This window comes from Rhizobium sp. WCS2018Hpa-16 (genome assembly GCF_031843705.1).
GTDB lineage: Bacteria > Pseudomonadota > Alphaproteobacteria > Rhizobiales > Rhizobiaceae > Agrobacterium > Agrobacterium tumefaciens_C.
Genome location: NZ_JAVTIX010000011.1, coordinates 1 through 21,714, shown reverse-complemented (window position 1 = coordinate 21,714; position 21,714 = coordinate 1). Strand labels below are relative to the sequence as shown.

The following is a 21,714-nucleotide window of genomic DNA, read 5'->3' as shown; positions in this document are numbered from 1 at the left end:
GCACGCATGAAGGTCAAGTCATGGATTACCGATTAGCGATGCTGGCAATGCGGGTGAGGGCGGCAACCTGGCGGTCCGCGTTGTTGTCGCAGGGGTCTTCGTCCCGGTCGTCTGACGGTATGACGATGTTGATGGTACCCTCACGGACCACCGTGCGATTACGGCCTTCCTTCTTGGCGCCATAAAGCGCGCGGTCCGCCATGATCATCAATGTGTCGAGATCCGCATCCGCCGCAGGTGAGGTGTAAACGCCAGCGCTGACAGTCGCCATAAATTCCCTGTTGTCTGTTCTCATGACGATTCGGCTGAAATAAATCCTGATAGCTTCAGCCAGAACAGCCGCCTTCGCCGGGTCGTCGCACTCTGCCAGGCAGGCGAATTCCTCACCTCCCATGCGCACCATCACGCCCTGTCCATCTGCGATTTGGCCAGCCTGCGCACAGAACTTCACCAGCACTTCATCGCCCCACTGGTGGCCATACTCGTCATTGATCTTTTTGAAGTGGTCGATGTCGAACAGAACGAAGGCAATGTGTCTAGACGTGCCTGTAAGGCGCGCTTTGAGCGTGTTGAAAGCATGGAAAAGGCCACGGCGGTTCAGCGTGCCGGTCATGTGGTCTGTCATGGCCAGATGTTGCAACGTGCGACTGGCGTCTTCCATGAACATCTTGACCGCAATCATGATGATCACCACGAAACCGAACGCTCCAGCCAGCGCAACAGGGCCGGTGAGGGGAACGACATGGCCGGTGGCTGTATTGTAGGGGATGACGATCGATGCAACGAGGCCGCCCATCACGGCCTGGACAGAGAGCGCAACAGCCAGAAATTTCCGGGTGTTCGATATGTATTCCTTGGATGTCAAAAGCACCCCGGCGATCATCAAATATCCGACACCTGCACAGAAATGATACAAAATGATCCGCGCTACCATGCTCTCGCGGACAGGGTTGATGAACATGAAAGCAACCCAGATCAGCGCTGGAATTGCGATCCAGCCATCGATCCTGCGGTTTTCAAGCTTCAATAGTCCTGCCAGCCAAAGAGCAAAGGCGCAAAGCGCAATGGTATTCGCGATCTGGATCGACACGAAATTGGGAATGACACCGCGCAGGCCAACAAGAATGGCGCCAATTCCAATACAGGCAAAGCCAGTCGAGAAGCACAAATGATATTTCTTTGCCGGATTGTGTAGCCATACGACTGCCAGGAGAGCTGACAGGGTCAGAGTCTCCATCGACCAGAGTAGCATGCCTGTCTTGGCGTCCAGCACTGTGCAATCTCACTTTAAAATACAGCTTTGCGCGAATATATGCGTGTCGGTCTTTGCCGTGCACATGCTTGAACGCGCACTACTTGAATTTTCCGCCAAAAACCGGAAACCGGAGGGACACCGGGTCGGTCTTAGGCAATATCAGCACTTAAACCCTAAGAAGTTATTTCTGATTGTTACTGAGACTGATTGTTGAACATGATTTTTTGTCCGGTTAATCTTTGATTGACCAAAAATACGATGGAAGGTTGAAGACGTTGCTCGCTTTGTAGAAGGCGGATGGTGTTGCGGAGCGGGGCGGTGTAAGCCGACTATGGATTTTTGCCGGGACGCGATTAAGGATATCCGTTACCTCAGTCTTGAAGAACCGGGCAATCACACTCTATGTAGAGAGTAGACGAATAGAATTGATTCCGGATGCGAAAGCCGCCGGGTTAGAGTTGACAAAGGACGGACATGAGAAATCCAGTTGATACCGCCATGGCTCTGGTGCCGATGGTTGTGGAACAGACCAATCGCGGCGAACGGTCCTATGATATCTATTCACGTCTGCTGAAAGAGCGGATCATCTTTCTGACCGGTCCGGTGGAAGACCACATGGCATCGCTCGTTTGCGCGCAGCTGCTGTTCCTTGAATCGGAAAATCCGAAGAAGGAGATCGCGCTGTACATCAATTCGCCAGGTGGCGTCGTGACCGCCGGCATGGCGATTTACGATACGATGCAGTTCATCCGCCCAGCCGTGTCCACGCTGTGCGTCGGTCAGGCCGCGTCCATGGGTTCGCTGCTTCTGGCTGCTGGTGAGAAGGGCATGCGTTTCTGCACACCGAATGCTCGCATCATGGTTCACCAGCCATCTGGCGGTTTCCAGGGTCAGGCGTCCGACATCGAGCGTCATGCCCGCGACATCATCAAGATGAAGCGCAGGCTGAACGATGTTTACGTGAAGCACACAGGCCGTACGCTTGAAGAAGTTGAAAACACGCTCGACCGTGACCACTTTATGGATGCGGACGAGGCAAAGGGCTGGGGCGTCGTCGACAAAATCCTGACATCGCGTCAGGAAATGGAAGCCGTTACCGCCAGCTAAGTCGCTTTAAATGTGATCCGGGTTTGAAGCTCCGAGTGAATTTCGGGGTTTCAACCGAAAAATAAAGCGCTAATAGTAGTTATTAAGGCTGTGTTGAATTTTTATGACATAGTTTGTTGTGATCCTGCATAAGCTTGTTTGGGCTGAGAGGGGTTGCAGTACCAAATGCTGAGGCGTCACTGCTTTGGAGTTTGAAGGGGAATTCGTTGCCGCCGTTGCCGGAACATACGTCCGAAAACGGTTAGTACCCCGGGAACGAAGCGGATATGGATGCTTATGGGAAGCGACCGTTTCTGCAGACGATAAGTTGACCGCGTTTCGCGGTGCGAAACAGCGGCGTGCTGGAAGGAAAGAGATATGAGCAAAGTCAGCGGCAGCAACGGCGGCGACTCTAAAAATACACTCTATTGTTCATTCTGCGGCAAGAGCCAGCACGAGGTCCGGAAACTCATCGCCGGGCCGACAGTATTCATCTGCGATGAATGCGTCGAATTGTGCATGGACATCATCCGCGAGGAGAACAAGACATCTATGGTGAAGTCTCGCGAGGGTGTGCCCACCCCGCAGGATATCATCAAGATCCTCGATGAATATGTTATCGGCCAGAAGCAGGCAAAGAAGATCCTGTCTGTGGCTGTTCATAACCACTACAAGCGCCTCGCAAATTCGACCAAGAACGGCGACATTGAGCTGGCGAAGTCGAACATCATGCTGGTGGGCCCAACGGGTTGTGGCAAGACCTATCTTGCCCAGACACTCGCGCGCATCATCGACGTGCCGTTCACAATGGCTGACGCCACGACGCTGACCGAAGCCGGTTACGTGGGCGAAGACGTTGAAAACATCATTCTGAAGCTGCTCCAGTCTGCCGATTACAACGTTGAACGCGCCCAGCGGGGCATCGTCTACATCGACGAAGTGGACAAGATCTCCCGTAAGTCCGACAATCCTTCCATTACGAGGGACGTATCGGGCGAGGGCGTTCAGCAGGCACTTCTCAAGATCATGGAAGGCACGGTTGCATCCGTTCCTCCGCAGGGTGGCCGCAAGCATCCACAGCAGGAATTCCTGCAGGTGGATACGACCAACATCCTGTTCATCTGCGGCGGCGCGTTTGCAGGTCTCGACAAGATCATCTCCGCACGTGGCGAAAAAACCTCAATTGGTTTTGGCGCAACGGTGAAAGCAGAAGACGATCGTCGTGTTGGCGAAGTGCTGCGTGAACTGGAGCCGGAAGATCTGGTCAAGTTCGGCCTTATCCCCGAATTCATCGGCCGTCTGCCTGTCTTGGCAACGCTTGAGGACCTGGACGAGGATGCTTTGATCCAGATCCTGTCCGAGCCGAAGAACGCTCTCATCAAGCAGTACCAACGCCTCTTCGAAATGGAAGATGTCGAGTTGACGTTCCAGGGCGATGCTCTGCGTGAAATCGCCAGAAAGGCGATTACCCGCAAGACCGGTGCACGTGGACTGCGTTCGATCATGGAGAAGATCCTGCTCGACACGATGTTTGAGTTGCCGACCCTGGAAGGCGTCCGTGAAGTCGTCATTTCTGATGACGTCGTCAGCGGTGCTGCCCGTCCGCTCTACATTTATGCGGACCGTCAGGAAGAGAAAGCCAACGTTTCAGCCTAAGGCGTTACTTGGCATATCAAAGTTGAACATAGACCCGCCACTGGCGGGTCTTTTCGTTCGTTATTCACCGGAAACGTTGCGATATTGCCGCCGCACCGGATTTAACGTTTGGAGCGGATTGGCTTCTCCGATAGAGTTTTCGAGTGATTTGCGGCGTGATATGACGTTTTTTCGACGCTTGCCGGATTTGTGATTCTGCAAGATGGGACGAAAAGACGGAAGAATGTGAAGCGTCTTGTAATGCGTAGCGTGTGTAAGATTTAGGCCTGCGTTCATCGCGAGACTATATGCTTTTGTGACTTGAAAATGACAGTGACGAACTCCACTTCTAGTCACAACAAGGAATATGCCGGAACCTCCCCAAGAAAGTCCGGCAAGCGTCCCTCTCAAGGGGACCATTGAAAGGAAATGATATGACAAACGTTCCGTCTGCTGCATCTGGTGGTACATATCCTGTACTTCCCCTGCGCGACATTGTCGTTTTCCCCCACATGATTGTTCCACTGTTCGTCGGTCGGGAAAAATCCATCCGTGCGCTGGAAGAAGTCATGGGTTCTGACAAGCAGATCATGCTCGTCACTCAAATTAACGCCAGCGATGACGATCCTGACACGTCTGCCATTCACCGTGTCGGAACCATCGCAAATGTTCTGCAATTGCTGAAACTGCCCGATGGTACCGTCAAGGTTCTCGTGGAAGGCAAAGGCCGCGCGCGGATCGAAGACTATACTGCGCGTGAGGATTTCTACGAAGCCACTGCGGTCCAGCTTTCCGAGCCTGAGGAAGATCCCGTCGAAATCGAAGCTCTGTCACGTTCGGTGATCTCAGAGTTCGAAAGCTATGTTAAGCTGAACAAGAAAATTTCGCCTGAGGTGGTTGGTGCCGCCGGCCAGATCGACGATTATTCTAAGCTCGCTGATACCGTTGCGTCCCACCTTTCGATCAAGATCGTCGAAAAGCAGGAAATGCTGGAAACCGTCAGCGTAAAGCAGCGCCTTGAGAAGGCGCTCGGCTTTATGGAAGGCGAGATTTCGGTTCTTCAGGTTGAGAAGCGCATCCGCTCGCGCGTCAAGCGCCAAATGGAGAAGACCCAGCGCGAATACTATCTGAATGAACAGATGAAGGCGATCCAGAAGGAACTCGGCGACGGCGAGGATGGCCGTGACGAGATGGCTGAGCTGGAAGAGCGCATTGCTAAGACAAAGCTTTCCAAGGAGGCCAAGGAAAAGGCCGACGCGGAAATGAAGAAGCTGCGTCAGATGAGCCCGATGTCTGCTGAAGCAACCGTCGTGCGCAATTATATCGATTGGCTGGTCGGCTTGCCATGGGGCAAGAAGTCCAAGATCAAGACGGATCTGAATGCAGCCGAGGCAACGCTCGAATTGGATCACTTCGGTCTTGATAAGGTCAAGGAACGTATCGTTGAGTATCTGGCTGTTCAGGCCCGTGCGACGAAGATCCGTGGTCCTATCCTGTGCCTCGTCGGCCCTCCGGGCGTCGGCAAGACCTCGCTGGCCAAATCGATCGCGAAGGCAACCGGCCGCGAATATGTTCGCATGGCGCTCGGTGGCGTCCGTGATGAAGCTGAAATCCGCGGTCACCGCCGGACCTACATCGGCTCCATGCCCGGCAAGATCGTTCAGTCGATGAAGAAGGCCAAGAAGTCCAACCCGCTCTTCCTGCTCGATGAAATCGACAAGATGGGCCAGGATTTCCGTGGCGACCCTTCATCCGCATTGCTGGAGGTGTTGGATCCAGAACAGAACTCCACATTCATGGACCACTATCTCGAAGTGGAATATGACCTGTCGGACGTTATGTTCGTAACCACAGCCAACACGCTGAACATTCCTGGCCCATTGATGGACCGTATGGAAGTCATCCGCATCGCTGGTTACACGGAAGACGAAAAGCGCGAAATCGCCAAGCGTCACCTGCTGCCGAAGGCAATCAAGGAACACGCGTTGCGCCCGGAAGAGTTTTCCGTCAGCGACGATGCTCTGATGGCCATCAGCCAGCAATATACCCGTGAGGCTGGCGTTCGCAGCTTCGAGCGCGAGCTGATGAAGCTTGCGCGCAAGGCTGTCACGGAAATCATCAAGGGCAAATCGACGTCTGTGGCCGTAACGGCTGCAAACATCAACGATTACCTTGGTGTTCCGCGCTACCGCCATGGTGAAGCCGAAGGCGAAGATCAGGTTGGTGTTGTTACCGGTTTGGCCTGGACCGAAGTGGGCGGCGAGTTGCTGACCATCGAAGGCGTGATGATGCCCGGCAAGGGCCGCATGACGGTGACAGGTAACCTGAAGGAGGTGATGAAGGAATCCATCTCCGCAGCGGCGTCTTATGTCCGCTCGCGCGCGGTTGATTTCGGCATCGAGCCTCCACGGTTCGACAAGTCCGATATCCATGTGCACGTACCGGAAGGTGCGACGCCTAAGGATGGACCATCGGCTGGTGTCGCGATGGCAACAGCCATCGTGTCCATCATGACGGGCATTGCAGTCGACAAGAATGTAGCAATGACGGGTGAAATCACCCTTCGTGGTCGCGTTCTGCCGATTGGCGGATTGAAGGAAAAACTGCTGGCGGCTCTGCGTGGCGGTATCAAGAAGGTCTTGATCCCGGAAGAAAACGCAAAGGATCTGGCCGATATTCCTGACAACGTCAAAAACGGAATGGAGATCATTCCGGTGTCGCGCATGGGTGAAGTCATCAAGCACGCGCTTGTGCGTATGCCCGAGCCGATTGAATGGGATGGCAGCATTGAGACGCCCGTTATAGCGACTGTCGAGGGCGTGGATGACGCCGGTCAGACAATCGCACATTGAAACGTGCGTGGCAGGCATGATGCTGATTAAGCACAAAAACACAAAAAGGCTGGCAGTTATGCCAGCCTTTTTTGTGAAAAGGTCCTGAGACCCCTTGTTTTTCAGGCCGTTCCAGCGCTTTTGGGTGGCGGTACGCAAATAGATAAGTATTCTGCGCCAATCCAATTTGAGTCGTTTCAAACCATTGAAAGGGGTGGAAACATGAACAAGAATGAGCTCGTTTCTGCAGTTGCCGAAAAGGCTGGTCTTACGAAGGCTGATGCCGCTTCTGCGGTCGACGCAGTTTTCGAAACCGTCCAGGGCGAACTAAAGGCCGGTGGCGACATTCGTCTCGCAGGTTTCGGCAGCTTCACTGTAAGCCGTCGCGAAGCCTCCAAGGGCCGTAACCCATCCACGGGTGCAGAAGTCGATATTCCGGCTCGCAACGTTCCTAAGTTCTCTGCAGGCAAGGGCCTGAAGGACGCTGTTAATTCTTGAGTTTCCAGGGGCTGCGGCGCCAGCGGCGCGCTGACAGCTCTCCGGCTTACGAGGAATGAATTAGGCCCATTGTGCGTTCAGCGCGACGGTGCCACCGAAATGCAAAAAGCCCGGCTTTCCACGCCGGGCTTTTTGTTTATGAGTGAATTTAGATTGTCATGTGCCTGTCATCTCAATAGCCCAAGAACCCATCATGCATTTTTCAATGCCATGAAGGGGACACCATGACATTTCGTTTTCCGAGTGCCGCACTCACCGCAGTTCTGTGCGCATCCGTTGCATTTCCGGCTGCTGCCGAACAGGTTTTCAACCGCATCGCGTCCTTTCCAGTCGCGCAGAACCTGCCGTCCGACAAGGACGCAAAGACGGTCACATCAGCTGAAATCATCACGGCGAGCCAAGACGGCAAGACGCTGATCTATTCAGACAGCCCGCTTGGTGGCATCGGTTTTATCGACATTACCGATGCGAAGGCCCCAAAGGCACTCGGTGCGCTGATGATGGATGGTGAGCCGACATCGGTCGTGGCTTCCGGTACGAAGGTCTTTGCAGGCGTCAACACGTCTGAAAGTTTCGTCAAGCCATCCGGCAAGCTCGTCACTGTCGATATTGCTGGTAAGAAAATCGAAGCCAGCTGCGACCTCGGAGGCCAGCCTGACTCCGTCGCGATTTCCCCCGACAAAAGCTTCCTAGCCATCGCCATCGAAAATGAGCGCGAAGAGAAGGTCAATGATGGCGCGCTGCCGCAATTGCCAGCTGGTTTCCTCGTAACCATCGGCTTGAAAGAGGGTGTTGCGGATTGCTCAACGCTCAAGAAGATCGAGATGACCGGCATTGCCGAGATCGCGCCTGATGATCCGGAGCCAGAATTCGTCGCCATCAATGCCAATGGCGAGATCGTTGTTACGCTTCAGGAAAACAACCACATCGCCATCGTTGATGGAAAAAGCGGCAAGGTCACGAGCCACTTCTCCGCTGGCACCGTCGATCTTGAAGGCATTGACACGAAATCTGACGGTCAACTCAAGTTCACTGACAGCCAGAAAGCCCGCAAGCGCGAGCCAGATGCCGTCAAGTGGCTGGACAATGACCGCGTCGTCATCGCCAATGAAGGTGATTGGGAAGGCGGTTCGCGCGGCTTCACCATCTTCGACAAGACCGGCAAGCTGCTCTACGAAGCGGGCTCCAGCCTGGAACAGGCAGTTGCAGCCATCGGTCATTATCCCGAAAAACGGTCCAAGGCGAAGGGCATCGAACCGGAAGGTTTGGAAGCTGCCACCTTCGGCGGTGAAAAATACTTCTTCGTTCTGGCTGAACGCGCATCTATTTTCGGCGTCTATAAGGACACCGGCGCCGAGCCACAGCTGACGCAGCTTCTGCCATCCGGAATTTCACCAGAAGGCGCTGTCGCTATTCCATCGCGCAACTTGCTGGTGACAGCCAATGAGGCGGATCTTGGAGAAGATGGCGGCGCACGTTCGCATGTCATGATCTTTGAACGCGCTGAAGGGCAGGCGGCCTATCCGCAGCTCACCTCGGCAACGGTCGATGGTGCGCCAATCGGTTGGGGTGCTCTTTCCGGTCTCGTGGGTGATGCAGACAAGGATGGCATTCTCTACGCCATCTCCGACTCGGTCTATGGCAACCAGCCATCGATCTATACCATCGACGCAACGAAGAAGCCTGCGCTCATCACCAGCGTTTTGCGCGTAAAGCGTGACGGCCAGCCGGCGCAGAAGCTCGACATGGAAGGCATTACCCTCGATGGCAAGGGCGGCTTCTGGGTCGCATCCGAAGGCAACAGCGAAAAGCTCGTTCCGCACGCGCTTTACAACGTCAACGCCAAGGGCGAGATTAAATCCGAAATCGCACTACCAACAGATCTTCTGCAGGGAGAAACCCGCTTCGGTTTCGAAGGCGTGACCTTGGTCGGCAAGGGTGACGACGCGACGCTCTGGATGGCTGTTCAGCGTGAATGGGGCAAGAGCGAAAAGGGTATGGTCAAACTGGTATCCTACAATCTGAAATCCAAGGAGTGGGGCGCCGTGCACTACCCGCTGGATGAGACGAAGGATGGCTGGGTAGGCCTTTCCGAAATCACTGCTCACGGCGACAATGTCTATATCGTCGAGCGCGACAACCAGATCGGCGATAAGGCCAAGATCAAGAAGCTCTACAGCGTCGCAATCTCTGACCTGAAGCCCGGCAAGATCGGCGGCGAGTTGCCATTGGTCAAGAAAACCGAAGTCCATGATTTTTTGCCTGACCTCAAAGCCCAGACAAACGGCTACGTCGTGGACAAGCTCGAAGGCTTCACTTTTGACAAATCCGGCAAGGCATTTGCCGTAACCGACAATGACGGCGTGGACGATTCGTCTGGCGAGACACTGTTCTTCCCGGTCGATCTGAAGGGCACACACTGATCTCCTAACCAGTTGCCGCGCCTTTGGTTCGGTTGCTACGGATCTGATCATTTGTGATATGAGCCGCTTGCAACACAGTTGCAGGCGGCTTTTGTTTGGCTAGATTTGGGCTTCGCCGCACGAGGATGGTGATCAGAAAATGCGCTTGTTTTGCTGCACTCTTGTATTCGTCTTGTCTATGTGTGGGATTGGCAACGCTTCGCCACGACAGCAATACAGCGTTCCGACTTCAGACGGTCAGGTTCTCATCGAGAGTTTTGGTGACTGTAACAAGCCCGCATGCCCTGGTGTTATGATCCTAAGTGGGAGTCGGGGCTTTGAATCAGCTGCGTATGACGAGATCGGTCGGGTTCTTAAAGCGGGGGGCCTGAACGCCTATCTCGTTCATGTTTTGTCGCCTGCTGACCTAAGTGCAATCGTTAATGCCGGAAGTGCGTCTTCACGGATGGCATATTATCATCAGAGATTGCCGAAGTGGATTGCTTCCGTTCATCGCGTCGCAGCTTTTCTGACAGACCAACCGCGCCATGGAGGGCAGGTTGGGATTATCGGGGTTTCGCTGGGTGCGCAAATAGCGTCGGCTGCTTCGGTTGAAAGCTCGAAAATAGACGCACTTGTGCTGGTCGACGGAGGACTCCCAAGCGGCTATTCACAGCCTATCCGCTCTTTGCCGCCCTTGCATCTAATCTGGGGAAGCGCAGACCGGACGTTTCCTCTATCGATTGGTCGCGACTTGGAGCGGAAAGCCAAGCAACTTGGCGTTCCCGCAACCCTTAACGTTTATCAAGGCGAACCACATGATTTTTTCTTGAAATCCGGCAACGGCAACGCGGTTGTAGCCCTTCGCTCCGCCGCCGATTTCTTGGCGATGTACCTGTCCAGATAACTCACTCAGTCTTGGATTTCAGTCTCTTAACGCATATTGCTCCAACGCATCCCGGTTGATCTCAATCCCCAGGCCCGGTCCATCGGGTATCTGCACCACGCCGTTGACATGGTCCAGCGGACTGGTGAGGACGGCTTGGCGGTAGGGGTTTTCGGTCCGGTCGAACTCCAGAATGGGCGGGCGCGGGTTGCGGCGGGCCGGGTCTGGCGGCAGGTAGGCCATGAATTGCAGGGCCGCGGCAATGGCGACGCCTGTTCCCCATACGTGCGGAACCACGCGCACGCCGTACAGAGTTGCCATGTCTACGATGCGTTTGGTTTCGGAAAAACCGCCGGCTCCCGCAAGATCGGGCTGTAGAATATCGACCGCCCGGCTCTCCAGCGGCGCGCGCATTCCATAGCGCCCATGCCAGGTTTCGCCACCGGCAACGGGAATGGGCTGGCCCTTGCGAACAGCTTTATATGCGTCGAGCTGCTCGGGCACGACGGGCTCCTCGAACCAGTCAATCCCCAGCGGCGCAAGCGCATTGCCGACTTCGATAGCGTCAAGCGCATCATAGCCATGGTTGGCGTCGATCATGATGCGAACATCTGGCCCGACTGATTCGCGCGCAGCGCGGATGACGGCAATATCCTCTGCCACGTCGAAACCGATCTTGATCTTGACCGCATGGAAACCCTGCGCTGCGTAACCGGCAACTTCCGCTGCAACATCGGATACCGCGTCGACACCATCCTTGCGGAAGGAGCCAGTGGCGTAGGCCTTGACGCTTTCACGGAAGCGACCGCCCAAAAGGCGGGAAATGGACGTTCCGAAGCGTTTCCCCTTGATATCCCAAAGCGCGATATCAATGCCGCTCAGCGCTGTCACGGTTAGCCCGCGCTGGCCCTGATCCCGAAGCAGATTGTAGAGCTGGTGCCAGATGATCTCGATATCGAGAGGGTCTTTGCCGATGAGGTGCGGCGCGTATGCAGCAACCACCGCAGCGTTTGGTTTGGCCGGGCCAAGGCATTCGCCCCAGCCCACGGTGCCATCATCGCAAATGATTTCAACCAGGCAGTGGATGCGCCGATCAAAGCGCATGGATGCGCTCTCAAAGGCATGTGCCAGCTTGTAATCCAGCAAATGGGTGCGGACCGCCTCAATCCTCATGATTTGTATGGTCCAATCAGCGCCTGCATCATGCCGACTTCTTCCTCGGTCAGGTCTGTAAGGGGCGCGCGAACCGGGCCGGCATCGAAGCCGATCAGGCGCACACCGGCCTTGATGGCGGAGACGGCGTAGCCCTTCTGGCGGTTACGAATGTCCATGAAGGGGTAAAAGAAATCAATGAGAATGCGGTCTGTCGTGGATCTGTCGCCTGCACGAAGTGCCTTGTAGAATTTCTGCGCAAGTGCTGGCACGAAGTTGAAGACGGCAGACGAATAGGTCGTCACGCCAGCACCGAGATAGGCATCTGCAAACAGTTCAGCCGTCGGCATGCCGCCAAGATAGGTCAGGCGTTCGCCAATGGTCGCGGTGATCTTGCGCACGAGCCCGATATCGCCGGAACCGTCCTTGAAGCCAACGAGGTTGGGGCAGCTGTCGCAGAGTTTCTGCAGAGTTTCAGCCGTCAGAATGGAGTTGTCGCGGTTATAGACCATCACGCCGATGGAGACGGAATCACATACTGCCTTGATATGTGCGTAAAGACCCGCCTGTGATGCATCCATCAAATAGTGCGGCAGCAGCAGAATGCCGTCAGCACCGGCTTTCTCAACGCTTCGGGCAATCTGAATGGCGATTTTGGTGCCGTAACCGCAGCCGGAAACAATAGGAACCGACCCTGCAGCAGATTTTGCGGCCTTCACAACGGTGGCTACTTCCTCAGGCGCAAGCGAGAAAAACTCACCCGTGCCGCCCGCAGCGAAGAGAACTGTGGCATCGAAGCCGGACAGCCAGCTGACGTGGTCACGATATGGCTTCTCGTTGAATTCGCCATCCTTGCTGAACGGCGTTACGGGGAAAGAGAGAAGGCCTGCGCCGAGGGCGACCTTGAGTTCCTGTGGGTCCATTGCCATAAAAGTCTTGTCTCCGATGATGTGTTGATGCGGATAATATTCGAGATATGACCTGTGTCAATAACTTATAATACAAGTTGCCGAAATGTCGTGATAGGCAGGGCAGGGGCCGCGATGCGTTGAGTGTAGGGCTGCCGTGATGGTCAGCGGTTCACGACGAGATAGGGCGCATCTCCTCTTGATATGCCATGAATGTCTGGCATAGACATAAGATAACAAGAGAATTTACGTATGACCACATCTTGTATCTGCATGTGGTGATGCGCAAGCATACTGGGAGGAAAAATGCTGAAAAATCTGTTGCTGACAGGCGCTGCCGGGGGTGTTGGCAAGGCCATTCGCCCGTTGCTGAGCCAAGTCGCTGAAAAGGTCGTACTCTCAGACATGGTCGAAATAAGTGATCTTGCCGACCATGAGAGCTTCGTGAAATGCGATCTTTCCAACCGCGCAGAGGTCGATGCGGCGGTTTCGGGCGTCGATGGCATCATCCATCTCGGCGGTATCTCGGTGGAAAAACCCTTCGAGCTGATTCTCAAAGGCAATATTGACGGCGTCTATAATCTTTACGAAGCAGCGCGCCACAACGGCATGCCGCGCATCATCTTCGCCAGTTCCAACCACACGATCGGCTATTACCGGCGCGATGAGAAGCTGGACGGTAATTCCTTGATGCGGCCCGACTCGCTCTACGGCGTCTCAAAATGCTTCGGAGAGAATCTCGCCAGCTTTTACTTCGATAAGTTCGGACAGGAGACCCTGTCCGTTCGAATCGGGTCGATCACCGAAAAACCCAGCACAACCCGGATGTTGGCGACGTGGCTGAGCGCTGGCGATTTTGTGCAGCTTTGCGCACGTGGGTTTGAAGCGCCAAGGCTAGGCCACGCCGTGGTCTACGGCGCGTCCAACAATGACGAGACATGGTGGGATAATAGCGGCGCAGCATTCCTTGGCTGGAAGCCGCAGGACAGCTCGGCGAAGTGGCGCGCCGAGGTGCTTCTCGAAGCCGGAAAAGAAGATCCAAAGGATCCAGCCCACATCTATCAAGGCGGTGTGTTCACCACTTATGGACATCCGGCAGACGGGTAATTGCGGGCTTTGGGGGGAGGGGATAGCCGTGAGGAAACCTATTTCGGCTTATCCTGTCTTTCTGAATCGTACTGTACCCAGCGAAAAAAGACATAGATTGGCAGCGCAATCAGCGCCAGCGTAACGATCGAGTTCGCAAACATGGTTCATCCTGTAGCAACGCGACTTCATCATGAAGTCGACGTCGCCAATATGTGCGAACAATTCTTTAGAAATATTGAATCTAACAGGTGAATTCATGGGTGATGGCGTTAACGTTGTGTCGAGATACGACGCCATACACGCAAGCTGAAAAAGTATTTAATGAAATACTAAATTTCCATAAGAGGTGCCGCCGCCGCCGTGTTTTTATGGCACACAATGCGGCGACGGCAGGGTATCAACCTTTCAAAAGAAGAACAGATTGCAATGTCTGCCGCTCGATCAGCCGCAGAAAGAAATAGCCGATTCCCGCCTTGCCCATCATCAGGCCCGGTGCTTCACCTCTTTGCTGCACACCGCACGGAAGGGGCTGCTCTGCATTCAGGTAATGCTCGATGATGAAGTCACCCACCTGATCGGCAAAGATCGCAATATCTGGCCTGTTCAGCTGAACACCTGCGCTGAGAACGAAATCCGCTGTGCCACAAAGGCCGTGGCAAAGGCAAAGGTCTTGCGGGGTCGTTGTCGACATCAGCAAGCGTGAGGCACCCTGAAGCGCAATATTGATCTCTTCTGCGGCACCGGAATCTGCAGGCAGCAACTCCATCATGCGAAGGCGCGTTAGCCCGATGCCGGTTGAACCGCTGCACCAGGTGCAGTTGCAGGTGGGGGCAAGCGTTGCGGCACCGGCGGTAATCGTATCAACACGGAAATCCGGCCAACCCTGCTGGGCCGGGTCGAAGCAATTGCGCTCATAGCGGATGGCTTCCTGTGCGCCGTGCAGCAAAGCATCATCGCCGCTTACCGCATAGGCTTCCAGAAGCGCCATCGCCATGCCGGAAACGCCATGGGCGTATCCAAGAAGATTGTTATGCTTTGGCAAGAGCGATGGCCAGGAGAGGCCTCGCGCATCCACCACGCCCTTTGCCAATAATTGTTCGGCATGGCGAACTGCCGCAGCCGTCAATACCGGGCGGGAAAAATGTTTGCCCATATAGATAAGGCCAGGAATAGCGCTTCCAGATCCGGCGATCACATCCAGCGCGTCATCGCCGAAGGGGAGTGCCGCGTGGCGTTCAGCCAGCTCCAGCCCCTGTTCTGTCCATTCTGGCCGATTGAGGCCGCGTCCCAACTGGCACAACATATAGGCCGCACCGAGGCTACCCGTATAAAAACTCCGTTGTGACAGGGCGTCGAAATCCGCAAGCCGTGACTGTACCTGTCGCACGGCACCATCGACCGTGGCGAGAAGAGGCGCAGAAGGTGCATGAACGGCAAGCCGGCCGAGGAAAAGCGCAATTCCGGCAACACCGTCATAGAGTGAAGCGGATGCTGTTCGATATGCCGCCGTTGCGCTGCCATCGGCTAACGTCATCGCCCAGCCCATCCATGTGCAGCGGCCATCGTGCCACATCGCGTCGCGGCAAAGCTGCATTCCAATGCGGCTGGCCGCCTCAAGGTATCCGCTCTGGCCATGCGCAATCTGTGCTGTGGGGAGTGTCATCAAGCTCATCTGCTAAATCCTTTCAGGCCGGTATGGCGTAGATGTCGCTGTTGCCAGCGCTCAAATGCGGTGCGTTGGGTGAAAGGCTTTCCTCCACGAAGCGCCGCTCGAGATGCTCAAGTCGCGTCTGCGCGGTCTGGTCGCCACTTGCCCAGGCGCTGACGATGGCGTCTGCCAGCAGCATGGTGCGCGTCTGGCCAAAGCTCATGCCATAGCCCGGGTCATCTGCACCGCCAACGCCATCCGCGATGCGTTTCGAGAAGAGCGGCACATCCGGGTCGAGATCCGCAGCCGCTTCCGCAAGCGTGTCTCTGAGCAGTGACAAGGCGAATGGCAGGTGTCTGCGTGCAAGGTAGAACACTGTGCTGTCCGTGCGTTCATAGGTCGCCGAGTCCAGCAATGTCTTTGCCCGAAAGGGCACGGCATAGGTGTTTAGCAGTCCGGCCATCCGTGCCATCAATGTCACCACCGAGGTCGCACGCGTATTGAGGTAGAGGCGCGCCAAGGCGGCGTCATCATGGTCGCAGTGCGGGCTGTTGCCTATGATGTGATAGAATGCCGATTGCATTTGTGACGAAGCCATTTGCAACAGGATGGAGACATTCGAATTGGCCTGAACAGGGCCATGCGATGCCGCCGCAAAGGCACCGGGAAAAACATGGCGGCAGCAATCACCCTTGCGCACGTGGACAGAGCCATTCGCCTCGACCTTGTAAACCTGCCACTGCGCAGACCAACGCGCACCTTCTGGAAACGCCGCGCGAAGCTGCGATAGCAGGTCAAGGTCAGCGGGTGTGGTCAGCGGGGAAGGGGCGTGTGCGCTGAAAGGCCTTGAATAGGCCGCCTCATAAAGCGCTGGCCAGAGGCTCTCGGACAGGCGGCTGGTAACGGGGCGCGCCTGCTCTGCAGCCGCCATGGGCGGCAGTGTGACGATGTCTCGTGTGCCGATCTGGAATTGCGACACGCCGATCATCTTGATGGAACCCAGAATGGTCATCAGAGATGCCTGCAATGATAGGGGTAGCCGAGCGGTTTCTGCGATAAGTGGTCTGTCGAAAGCTCGCATGGTCATGCTCCTGTCTCTTCAAGGCCGAACAATGAGGTGGCAGCGCTGCCGGGGTCGTTGAAAATGCTGGCTGCCGTCTGGATCGCCAGAAGCGCTGAGGGTGAGATTTCCGCAGTCGACTGGGCAATCTCGTAGGCTGTGAGAACGAGGCGGGCTGCGGCAAAGCGAGTGCAGCGTTGCTTTGCCTGCGCCTGCTGCTCCACCGTGAGGGCAAGTTCTTTCATGTAGGTTTGCCAGAAGGTGCGGCAGCAGGCTTGCGCTCGCGAAACCTCGTCAGCGGTTGCGGGGCCGGTGGGGCGCCCATGCATGTCAAACCGCCCAACGATCACAGGCTGCATGAAGCTCGCGAGCACGCAAGCCACATCCCATGCGGCATCGCCGAGGTCCGCCAGTTCCCAGTCAATCAGTTGAAGCGTTGCTGCAGCATTCTGATCTTGCGAAATCAGCAGGTTTTCCCACTTCATGTCGCCATGGATCAAGCATGTGCGGCTCCATTCCGATTGCAGAAGCGATAGCTGCTCTTTCAGTCCCGGCTGCTGGCGCAGCGCTGCAAGCACGGCCTTCGCACCGCCACTCATGTTTGGCATCATGGTCTCGCCATAGTGCGAGAAATTCAAAATCCATGGAGGCTGTGCGGGAAAGGTACCCTGCCGTGAGTGTTCCGCAAGAATGTCGGGCGATTGCTTGTGGCAGGACGACAGCAGCCTTCCCAACTGGGCGGCAATATCTTCCATTGCGCCCGCAACGCCTGAGACCTGCATTTGATAGAATGTCAGACTTCTGGAGTTTGGAACAAGCTCGACGGCCAGCAAATGCCGGTGTTTGTCGTAGTGCCGCAGTTTCGGCATCAGGGTTTTGAGGCTGTCCGCCGCGTCGTTCTTTTCAACAAGGGCATAGAGGGCTGCTTCGCGCTTGACGGATTGTGTCGTCTCAGCCGCCATCAACGGAACCTGCTTGACGAAAATGCCTGAACCACCCCGGCGGGCAACCTTGAAATTACGGTTACGACGCCCGGCTTCCAAAATCGTGATGTCATCATCGAGAAGCTCGGCTGCGGAGAGTATGCTTCGATCGATGAGATAAGGCACAAGCGTGCCGCTGGTCAGATACATTGTTTTCCCCAAGGCAGATGATAATGTCTAGAAAACGCGCGGAAACCGGGCGCAAAGCCCGGCCTAAAACGATCCCACCGGCCGCAGTCGGCCGATGGGCAGGCTTACATTGACGTGAAAGCTAAAGCTGTTTCAGCGGGTGCTTATTGCCCGGTGCAATGCATGTGCGTCGGGTTGCAAATCGTTGCGAGAGTTCCGCATCCGATTGAAGTCACAGGCCTGTCAGCAGCTTGCTGGACGGCGGCTGCACCATTGCAGATGATAGGAATGCCTGTTGAGCAAACCGGCGTGAGGGTGACTTGGCAAATGGGCGTCAGCGTCACGCTCTGAGGTTGCGGTGCGGTGCCTGGACCCGTGCAATGCATGTGCGTCGGGTTGCAAATGGTGGCAAGAGTTCCGCATCCGACGGACGTTGCAGGCGTGACGGCTGCCTGAGCGGCGGCTGCGCCGCTGCAAATGATAGGAATGCCCGTGGAGCAAATCGGCGTGAGGGTGACTTGGCAAACGGGTGTCAGCGTCACGCTCTGCTGCTGCTGAGGTGCGGCATAGGCGGCTGCGCCGCTGCAGATGATAGGAATGCCCGTTGAGCAAACCGGCGTGATGTTCGTGATCTGGCAAACAGGCGTCAGCGTTACATTCTGCTGCTGCTGAGGTGCAGCATAGGCGGCTGCGCCGCTGCAGATGATGGGAATACCCGTTGAGCAAACCGGTGTGATGTTTGTGATCTGGCAAACGGGTGTCAACGTCACGTTCTGCTGCTGCTGCTGAGGTGCAGCATAGGCGGCTGCGCCGCTGCAGATGATAGGAATGCCCGTTGAGCAAACCGGTGTGATGTTAGTGATCTGGCAAACTGGCGTCAGCGTCACATTCTGCTGCTGCTGAGGTGCGGTGGTTGGTAAACCGCAGCCCTGCACGGCAGTCTGGCAACCCATAAGACTTGTTTGCGGGCAATGCCAGTAGGCTGTTGGCCCGACAGGCGTGCCCTGTTCTGCCGCTGGCGGGCAATGCTGAACCGCAGTGTGGCAGCCATAGAGGCTTGTCTGTGGGCAATGCAGGTAGGCCGTTGGGCCTACGACTGTTTGAGCTGCCGGTTGGCAACCCCAATAAGAAGTAAAAGTCATCGATCAATTCCCGAATTCACAGTTGAAGGGGGCTTTGTGACATGTCTGGAAAGTGCAGCCAGCCAAGTGCAACCACCGGTAATTGCCTCGCTTGCAGTCAACTCGCCTTTGACGGGAATTTTCCTACTGTACTTTTTTAGGTTGTGCAATTAAAAAATACATTTATTACGAGCATGTAAAAAACTGACTGTCGGATCGCGTGTATTAGCATTGCAATGAGCATCCGCCGGTTTAGGCAATTCCAGTAATCCCCATGGTGTTTTAGGAGACGAAAATCATGACCTCCGATACAACTGAAAATACGGGCGATGGCCCCGACAGCCCGAGCTCTCCTCCCAGCCGTTTCATCATTTCGCATCGCATGGCGCCATACAGGGCAGGGCGTGCGCGTCGTTCGGCAAAGAGCAACTTCAGTGAGCGTTTGAGCCGTGCGCTGGGCGGCTCTATGGATATCGTTAGCGATAACGGCATGGAGCGCGAGGATGTGCGCCGGGTTCTCGTCGTCGAGGCAGACGAAGAAGAGTTGCAAGCGAAAATGCGCGACCTTGCGCCGGATACCATTATGGAGCGGGAATTTTTGCGCTGGCCTGCATCCCTGCGGCTTGCGCCCTGGGGCAGCCCTGAAGCTCCGCCTCCACTTTCAGAGCAGATGCCCTCCAACAGCAATGCCTCGGCATCAGCGCCACACTTTACCTTCCACGTCACCGCGGCTGGTTCACCGGTTGCCAATGCCACTGTTGAGCTGAGCTTGCTTGCAGTCCAGGTTGGTGCCCAACCGAGCAGTAGCAGCGTCAGCGCGTCAACGGATGCGCAGGGTCTGGCCACTCTGCCATTCGACACGACGCAGTGGCAGCCCGTGACGGCACAGATATCACCGCGTGGGCGAGTATGGTCCGCCATGGTGGTGCAACCCGTATCGGGTGGGATGGTGGATCTTGCTCGGCTGCCAACATCCGGGCCGCTGGGTTGGTGGCATCGCCTTGCGGGAATCAACACCTTCGATCCGCAGGCGGGGGCTGGCATTCGTGTTGGCGTCATCGATTCAGGGCTGGGGCCGCACCCCTATCTCGATCACATTGTCCCTGCCGGAGCCTTTATCGATGGGGCCTTTCAGCCCGGGCCAGAGGCGACAGCAGATGTTCTGGGGCATGGATCCCATGTCTCCGGCCTTATTGGCGCTCGTCCGCCAGCCGACGGTGCCGATTTCGCCGGTCTTGCGCCGGGTGCGGATGTTTTCACCGCTCGCGTGTTTGCGCCGAACAAAGGGGCAAACCAGGGCGATATTGCCGCCGCAATCGACGCGATGGTGAATGCCCATGAGGTGGATATCATCAATCTCAGCCTTGGCGGCCAACCTTCCATCATAGAATATGATGCGGTTCTGGCCGCCTATGGCAGCGGCACCCTGTGCATTTGCGCCGCTGGCAATAATTTTGGCCAGGCGGTGCTGGCGCCGGCAAGCTATCCCTTGTCTGTTGCCGTCTCGGCTGTGGGTATGCCCGGCACCTTTCCCGCTGGCAACCTTGCCAATTTCACAATGCCATCGCAACTGGATCGATACGGCAAGGGTGGCCTTTTCCTGCCAAGCTACGCCAACATCGGGCGACAGGTTACGGTTACAGCGGCAGGCTCGGCTGTCATATCCACCGTTCCGGCCGATGAGTCGGAACCGGCGCCATATGCAGACATGTCCGGCACCTCCATGGCAACGCCCGTCACCACAGGCGCACTTGCAGTTCTTCTGTCGCGAGATGTGATTTACAAAAACCTGGCAAGAACATCCGCACGCACCAAATATGCGCGCGCGATTCTGGAAGATGCAGCGCTTTCCATCGATCTGGCGAAGCAATATCAGGGAGATGGCCTCAGCCGCGCTCAGTAAGGGCGACACGCGATCACATGCCATCCGACTCATTCCTGTGTCGGATGGCAGATTCGTGCGCTAAGTGTCCCTATATGGAGTGTGCGATGACCAACCCGGAAAAAATCTACCTGATCACCATCCGCCACAGCGCGCCCCAGCCGGATAACTGGCAGAAAACGCTCTCGCAGACATCAGGCATAACCCTCATTTCCAGCATAGGCCGACACGCGCGCATCAAAGCCACGCCCGAGAACCTGGAGTCAGCCCTTGTCGCCCTAGGTCCAAACGCCATGGCGGAAGAGGAATTGCCACGCCATATCTGAAAAGCAGTAAAAGCGGGGGTAAATAGCAAATACGATCCGTGCTTGCTGAGTATCTGGATAATATTGAAAATTTTAGGGAGTAATGGTGGGCGATGAGAGACTCGAACTCCCGACATCCTCGGTGTAAACGAGGCGCTCTACCAACTGAGCTAATCGCCCTTCGCGTCTTGCAGATCATGTCCGCCGCGTCGGTGGCCGTGATCTATTAGGATCGGAAAAAAACCGCAAGGGCTTTTGTGAAGTTTTTTTGTTTTTTTTGCTTTTTGTGTGGATAGTCCCCATCTGGACGGCCGTGTTTCAGCCCCGAAAAGCCTGATTCCTAGGGCTTTGAGCCGGATATGCAGATTTTTCTGCTGATTGCCTCTATATGAGGGCAGGGCAGGCTGCGGCGCTTACCTATCTGACGCTGACCTCTTTTTGCGCGAATCCATCTTTGCGACGCGTGTCACTAAAGGACTGAAAGCGGGCGACGCTGAACATGATCCCACGCAATGGCGTTTCGAACCGTTCGGCAGATCGCAGAGATTCGCTTCAGGAAGCAGATCTGGATGCCTGTGGAAAACTATGCGGGTCTTTGTAAAAAAAAGCGTGGAGCGAAAATGCCGGGAAACCGGGCATCTACGGAAGTTTGTGAATGCAAAATGCACAAGCTTATTCTTTTGTCGTGAAACTTGCTTGACACTCAAACACGAACGCCTTAGTTAGCCGCTCAACGAACTGCAGAGGCAAGTTCGTGAGGCGGGTTTAGGCCAGTCTTTTAAGGAATGTGCGGGTGTAGCTCAGTTGGTTAGAGTGCCGGCCTGTCACGCCGGAGGTCGCGGGT

General features: G+C 55.7%; 16 protein-coding genes and 1 tRNA gene. 9 read left to right on the top strand and 8 right to left on the bottom strand.

The window, feature by feature from the left end:
• Positions 1-25: 25 nt before the first annotated feature.
• Positions 26-1,273 carry a GGDEF domain-containing protein gene (locus RQI55_RS22035; RefSeq protein WP_243256192.1) on the bottom strand — a complete coding sequence of 416 codons (1,248 nt, stop codon included), beginning with the start codon at positions 1,271-1,273 and terminating at the stop codon, positions 26-28.
• A 456-nt stretch (positions 1,274-1,729) separates the two neighbouring features.
• Between RQI55_RS22035 and clpP the strand changes: the two genes are divergently transcribed.
• The 6 genes from clpP (at position 1,730) to RQI55_RS22005 (ending at position 10,614) form a co-directional block, all read left to right on the top strand.
• Positions 1,730-2,362, top strand: coding sequence for an ATP-dependent Clp endopeptidase proteolytic subunit ClpP (gene clpP / locus RQI55_RS22030; RefSeq protein WP_042618479.1), 633 nt, complete (start codon positions 1,730-1,732; stop codon positions 2,360-2,362).
• Between the two features lie 357 nt (positions 2,363-2,719).
• A complete protein-coding gene (clpX, locus tag RQI55_RS22025; RefSeq protein WP_042618478.1) occupies positions 2,720-3,997 on the top strand; it encodes an ATP-dependent Clp protease ATP-binding subunit ClpX in 1,278 nt (425 codons plus the stop codon).
• 413 nt (positions 3,998-4,410) lie between these two features.
• On the top strand, positions 4,411-6,828 hold the full coding sequence (gene lon, locus RQI55_RS22020; RefSeq protein ID WP_042619696.1) for an endopeptidase La: 2,418 nt from the start codon (positions 4,411-4,413) through the stop codon (positions 6,826-6,828).
• Positions 6,829-7,029: 201 nt separating this feature from the next.
• On the top strand, positions 7,030-7,305 hold the full coding sequence (gene hupB, locus RQI55_RS22015) for a DNA-binding protein HupB (protein WP_042619695.1): 276 nt from the start codon (positions 7,030-7,032) through the stop codon (positions 7,303-7,305).
• Between the two features lie 224 nt (positions 7,306-7,529).
• Entirely contained in the window at positions 7,530-9,728 is a 2,199-nt protein-coding gene (locus RQI55_RS22010) for an esterase-like activity of phytase family protein (protein ID WP_311273570.1), read from the top strand.
• A gap of 139 nt (positions 9,729-9,867) precedes the next feature.
• Entirely contained in the window at positions 9,868-10,614 is a 747-nt protein-coding gene (locus tag RQI55_RS22005) for a dienelactone hydrolase family protein (RefSeq protein ID WP_192066667.1), read from the top strand.
• Between the two features lie 18 nt (positions 10,615-10,632).
• On the opposite strand, the gene RQI55_RS22000 is transcribed toward RQI55_RS22005, so the two are convergent.
• Complete coding sequence (locus RQI55_RS22000; RefSeq protein WP_243256190.1) at positions 10,633-11,766, bottom strand: mandelate racemase/muconate lactonizing enzyme family protein; 1,134 nt, start codon at positions 11,764-11,766, stop codon at positions 10,633-10,635.
• On the bottom strand, positions 11,763-12,668 hold the full coding sequence (gene kdgD, locus RQI55_RS21995; RefSeq protein ID WP_243256970.1) for a 5-dehydro-4-deoxyglucarate dehydratase: 906 nt from the start codon (positions 12,666-12,668) through the stop codon (positions 11,763-11,765). Before kdgD ends, RQI55_RS22000 begins: the two co-directional genes overlap by 4 nt.
• A gap of 291 nt (positions 12,669-12,959) precedes the next feature.
• On the opposite strand from kdgD, the gene RQI55_RS21990 reads away from it, so the two are divergent.
• Entirely contained in the window at positions 12,960-13,760 is an 801-nt protein-coding gene (locus RQI55_RS21990) for an NAD(P)-dependent oxidoreductase (protein WP_311273571.1), read from the top strand.
• 379 nt (positions 13,761-14,139) lie between these two features.
• Here the strand turns inward: RQI55_RS21990 and RQI55_RS21985 are convergent, their stop codons facing one another.
• From RQI55_RS21985 to RQI55_RS21970, 4 genes are all read right to left on the bottom strand, one after another.
• Entirely contained in the window at positions 14,140-15,414 is a 1,275-nt protein-coding gene (locus RQI55_RS21985) for a lanthionine synthetase LanC family protein (protein ID WP_243256189.1), read from the bottom strand.
• A 13-nt stretch (positions 15,415-15,427) separates the two neighbouring features.
• The gene (locus tag RQI55_RS21980) at positions 15,428-16,477 is read right to left on the bottom strand and encodes a T3SS effector HopA1 family protein (protein ID WP_311273572.1); all 1,050 of its coding nucleotides are present in this window, start codon (positions 16,475-16,477) and stop codon (positions 15,428-15,430) included.
• A complete protein-coding gene (locus tag RQI55_RS21975) occupies positions 16,474-17,583 on the bottom strand; it encodes an aminoglycoside phosphotransferase family protein (protein ID WP_311273573.1) in 1,110 nt (369 codons plus the stop codon). Before RQI55_RS21975 ends, RQI55_RS21980 begins: the two co-directional genes overlap by 4 nt.
• A 143-nt stretch (positions 17,584-17,726) precedes the next feature.
• Positions 17,727-18,704, bottom strand: coding sequence for a hypothetical protein (locus RQI55_RS21970; protein ID WP_311273574.1), 978 nt, complete (start codon positions 18,702-18,704; stop codon positions 17,727-17,729).
• A gap of 277 nt (positions 18,705-18,981) precedes the next feature.
• On the opposite strand from RQI55_RS21970, the gene RQI55_RS21965 reads away from it, so the two are divergent.
• On the top strand, positions 18,982-20,586 hold the full coding sequence (locus RQI55_RS21965; RefSeq protein ID WP_311273575.1) for a S8 family serine peptidase: 1,605 nt from the start codon (positions 18,982-18,984) through the stop codon (positions 20,584-20,586).
• Positions 20,587-20,672: 86 nt separating this feature from the next.
• Positions 20,673-20,891 carry a hypothetical protein gene (locus RQI55_RS21960; protein WP_311273576.1) on the top strand — a complete coding sequence of 73 codons (219 nt, stop codon included), beginning with the start codon at positions 20,673-20,675 and terminating at the stop codon, positions 20,889-20,891.
• An 83-nt stretch (positions 20,892-20,974) separates the two neighbouring features.
• Here the strand turns inward: RQI55_RS21960 and RQI55_RS21955 are convergent.
• Positions 20,975-21,050 (bottom strand) — tRNA-Val (locus RQI55_RS21955).
• Between the last annotated feature and the right edge of the window lie 664 nt (positions 21,051-21,714).

Coding starts and splice junctions, on each gene's coding strand:
- clpP (WP_042618479.1), top strand. CDS start 1,730: ATGAGAAATCCAGTTGATACCGCCATGGCTCTGGTGCCGATGGTTGTG.
- clpX (WP_042618478.1), top strand. CDS start 2,720: ATGAGCAAAGTCAGCGGCAGCAACGGCGGCGACTCTAAAAATACACTC.
- lon (WP_042619696.1), top strand. CDS start 4,411: ATGACAAACGTTCCGTCTGCTGCATCTGGTGGTACATATCCTGTACTT.
- hupB (WP_042619695.1), top strand. CDS start 7,030: ATGAACAAGAATGAGCTCGTTTCTGCAGTTGCCGAAAAGGCTGGTCTT.
- RQI55_RS22010 (WP_311273570.1), top strand. CDS start 7,530: ATGACATTTCGTTTTCCGAGTGCCGCACTCACCGCAGTTCTGTGCGCA.
- RQI55_RS22005 (WP_192066667.1), top strand. CDS start 9,868: ATGCGCTTGTTTTGCTGCACTCTTGTATTCGTCTTGTCTATGTGTGGG.
- RQI55_RS22000 (WP_243256190.1), bottom strand. CDS start 11,766: ATGAGGATTGAGGCGGTCCGCACCCATTTGCTGGATTACAAGCTGGCA.
- kdgD (WP_243256970.1), bottom strand. CDS start 12,668: ATGGACCCACAGGAACTCAAGGTCGCCCTCGGCGCAGGCCTTCTCTCT.
- RQI55_RS21990 (WP_311273571.1), top strand. CDS start 12,960: ATGCTGAAAAATCTGTTGCTGACAGGCGCTGCCGGGGGTGTTGGCAAG.
- RQI55_RS21985 (WP_243256189.1), bottom strand. CDS start 15,414: ATGAGCTTGATGACACTCCCCACAGCACAGATTGCGCATGGCCAGAGC.
- RQI55_RS21980 (WP_311273572.1), bottom strand. CDS start 16,477: ATGACCATGCGAGCTTTCGACAGACCACTTATCGCAGAAACCGCTCGG.
- RQI55_RS21975 (WP_311273573.1), bottom strand. CDS start 17,583: ATGTATCTGACCAGCGGCACGCTTGTGCCTTATCTCATCGATCGAAGC.
- RQI55_RS21970 (WP_311273574.1), bottom strand. CDS start 18,704: ATGACTTTTACTTCTTATTGGGGTTGCCAACCGGCAGCTCAAACAGTC.
- RQI55_RS21965 (WP_311273575.1), top strand. CDS start 18,982: ATGACCTCCGATACAACTGAAAATACGGGCGATGGCCCCGACAGCCCG.
- RQI55_RS21960 (WP_311273576.1), top strand. CDS start 20,673: ATGACCAACCCGGAAAAAATCTACCTGATCACCATCCGCCACAGCGCG.